This is a genomic window from Paeniglutamicibacter sp. ZC-3 (genome assembly GCF_025847175.2).
Taxonomy (GTDB): domain Bacteria; phylum Actinomycetota; class Actinomycetes; order Actinomycetales; family Micrococcaceae; genus Paeniglutamicibacter; species Paeniglutamicibacter sulfureus.
The window spans coordinates 1-3,301 of record NZ_JAOYTG010000047.1 but is presented as its reverse complement, the minus strand read 5'-3'; the positions used below and the strand labels follow the sequence as shown (position 1 = coordinate 3,301).

1 protein-coding gene and 1 rRNA gene are annotated in these 3,301 nt (G+C 58.0%); both read right to left on the bottom strand.

Annotation, left to right across the window (positions count from 1 at the left end; genetic code table 11):
* Positions 1-740: 740 nt before the first annotated feature.
* Positions 741-1,292, bottom strand: coding sequence for an SRPBCC domain-containing protein (locus OIU93_RS20435; protein WP_264271874.1), 552 nt, complete (start codon positions 1,290-1,292; stop codon positions 741-743).
* 1,085 nt (positions 1,293-2,377) lie between these two features.
* Positions 2,378-2,494 (bottom strand): 5S ribosomal RNA (gene rrf, locus OIU93_RS20430).
* Positions 2,495-3,301 lie beyond the last annotated feature (807 nt).

The following is a 3,301-nucleotide window of genomic DNA, read 5'->3' as shown; positions in this document are numbered from 1 at the left end:
GTGCGGACCCTGAAACCATTCACCAATAAAATAAATAAATTGGTATCAACAAACTTGGCACACTATTGAGTTCTCAAACAACAGACACTTCCAACACCCACAACCGGACTAACAATTCCCGCCGGCGCTTCGCTCTGGAGCAACTTGTCTACCTTACCCCACCGCGTGTCCCGAAGCAAATCCACCGTTTCCGGCCCGACCTGATCTAACATACGATCCCACAACATTTCCGGCGCACAAGGCAACCAGCAAAACTGGGGTGGGGTTTTGGCAAAAATTCGGTCGCCCGGCGATTCCTCCAGCGGCTTTCCCGCTGTGTCCCTCGCGGCGACTTAGAAAACTATACACACCATTCCGCACCCCGGCAAATCGACGACCACCTTCCTTCAAAACCCCGGAATACCAGCCCAGAACGGCCCCTTGGAGGCCGCTCCGGGCATGGAAGCCCCAAAAATGACATTGTGACCCCCGCGACATCTTTAGAGAGCCGTGCTGCCTGCGGTCGCCATGAGTGCGGATATCCACTGGAGCAGTCGACTCAAAATGACTTGCACTGGCTACTTGTTCCGATTCCGGACCATCAATGGAAGGAATCTAGGCGTGGTTATATACCCTGCAGTCGGCCGCCCCTATTCGGCGCGGATGCACCAGGGCACCGAATTGCGCGTCAGGTCCCAGTCTTCGGGTCGAGATCAAAGCCCCTGCAGTACGAGGTTCGGCTCAACGGATTGCCAGGGGCATCACTGGGAAGAACGCATGCCTTCTGCGAACTTCCGGCCGGGTGCCGGGTCGACCCCGAAGCTTTCGGCATAGCGCTCATGAATCTCCGCCCATTGCTCGTGGGCCGTCGCTTCCGTCAAGTGCTCGCCACGCAAATGTGGGTCAAGTCGAGAAAGATAGGTCTCCCAACCGGCTGCCGTCTGCGCTGCAAGTGGGAGGTCGTCAAAGACGTGGGTGAACGTTAGGCGGCAGCGGTCGCCCTCCCCGCTGAGTTCGAAGCTTTGCAGCTGGCCGGCGTAGGACCACGCCAGATGATGCGGAGCATCAACGTTGGTCACCTCGAGAGTCGCCCCACCGGCATCGAAGGTCTCCCCCACTGCCGGAGTCCAGTCAACGGCTCCCGGGAACCAGCTTTCGAGTTCAGATGGCACACTGACGGCCCGCCAAACGCGCTCAACGGCATGGCGCAAACTCAAGTTGAAGTGCAAAACCACGCGTCCATCGATCATTTGCATGGTTCCGTGGATTTCTGGCTCTCCTGCAATTGCCGATTCCGAGCTTTCGTTGCTCATGGTTTCTCCTTCAGTTGTTGTCCGAGGCGGTTCCCCGTATCGCAATCAGTACCCCCGGTGATGCAATAGGCTCCGACGTCGAGCCGGACGCCACGACGTATCGGGATCCAAGGATGGCTACTTACATCCCGGCATTATTGGTACTGATGAGTTCATCATTCCCCAAGCAAATGCCGACCAGCAAGGTGGTGCATGCAGGTTTTCGCAGGGGTGCGAGCCGGTGTCGGTCTCGTGCGCGGGGCCAAGGGGCGTTAGCTGAGCGGCAACATCATGTGCAGAGTCGGCTGCCGTGGCTAGGTACAGTAACCCGGCCCATGCAAGCTTCGCAGTTTGCATGCCATTGAGTTTGAGTCGTCGGAAGTAGGGTCGACGCCGATGAAGGTTCAAGTGCTGCAGAATCGCGAAGTCCACCCATAGCACGTGATCTTAGAGCCAACGATGAAATGCGTCGATTACGATGGGCTGGTTTCGCGCGGCAGGAGAATTCAAAGGCGCCGCTACATCAGCGATCAGCCCGGCCCGTTCGAAGATGTAAGCGAGCCGCCAGATGTCCTGGTGGTTCGCAACCACGCTTGCGGCCCTGTCGCAGACATCGCGTATGGGAATCCATCACAGCTGTTTCGGTATGGGACACCAATATGCGATGGGCACCTTTGCATGGCCCTTGACAAGTGGCGGCAGAGCTACGAATTAACAAGAAGATCAGCCCGAGCCTCGCCGCATGAGGGTTCGCTGGAGGCGGTCAGCGCCAGGGTCGTGTTGCCAGCTGACGGGGTTTAGCAAGCACAGTTCCGCTCGTGCGCTTTCCGGAGCCCGATCCCGATCCAATCCAGCCGACACGTCCTGGCTACGATCGTCGTTCGAGAATGTGCATCCAAGTCGGACGCAGAACCGGGCAACTGACTCCAGATTATGCGCCAAGACTCCCATGTCGATGAACGCCATCGATGCCTCGCCGGCTGGATAGGGCCCGCGCTGCCAGGGCGAAGGGCGGGCATAAGCCGGCCATAAGCCCCCGGGTCTTATTTGCTTGTTAAACATCGGAACCCCTGAACAATTCTGTTCAGGGGTTCCGGGACATTTATGTCCGGCGGTGACCTACTCTCCCACACCCTCCCGAGTGCAGTACCATCGGCGCAGTGGGTCTTAGCTTCCGGGTTCGGTATGGGACCGGGCGTTTCCCCCACGCTATGACCGCCGTAACTCTATTACCGCGTATTCCTTATTCAGGAGCACTGGTGGCTTTATCGAGTCACAACACATGCTGTGGTTCTTCATAAATAACTATAGCGGAACCTAGGCGCCGCGGCGACCAAAACTTGGCTTTCAGGCCATGATGACCGTCACAACCACGCCTAGGTAGTTCAGAAAAGTGTCGCCGTGCGGATGGGCTGGTACGCGGCCGGGGACTCAGAGAGATGGGGCATCTATGTTGCAGCCATCGAGATTGCGCCCAGATATCCGGTGCCGGCAGGCTTGACCAGGCCCTTGGCCGAAAGCTTTGCTTCACCGCTGCATCCGTTGCCCTGGAAGGTTCGAATTTCTCAACATTCCGGATCCACTATTTGCCGACACCTGCATTTGCTTGCGGCTAGATCGAATGGCAAATGACAACCCTTCGTCGGCAACCGCCTGGCAAACCAAGAATTGTTTACGCCTCTCGCCGTTAAGGAAATTCTGCGCGAAGCCAATGGCTGCCGTGTTGTAAGCTTCCGCGTCAGATTCGCTCCCCGCAGTCGGACTGACGATGCAGGAAAACATCTCGCAGTTCCGTATCCGTACAAGATGCTGTGGATAGGGGCCGGCTATCCACAGTGTCTGTGGATGGCCGGGGGTGCCTTAACGGGGTGCGGCCCCCGGGGGTGTGTGTCCGGGGGCCGTGGTTTTTGGGGTGTGGTGGTTAAGCATCGAAACCCCCAAGCCGGTGGGGCTTGGGGGTTTCGGGACGTTGTGTCCGGCGGTGACCTACTCTCCCACACCCTCCCGAGTGCAGTACCATCGGCGCAGTG

Excerpts from the sequence above, each read along its gene's own strand:
- OIU93_RS20435 (WP_264271874.1), bottom strand. The coding sequence starts at position 1,292 with ATGAGCAACGAAAGCTCGGAATCGGCAATTGCAGGAGAGCCAGAAATC.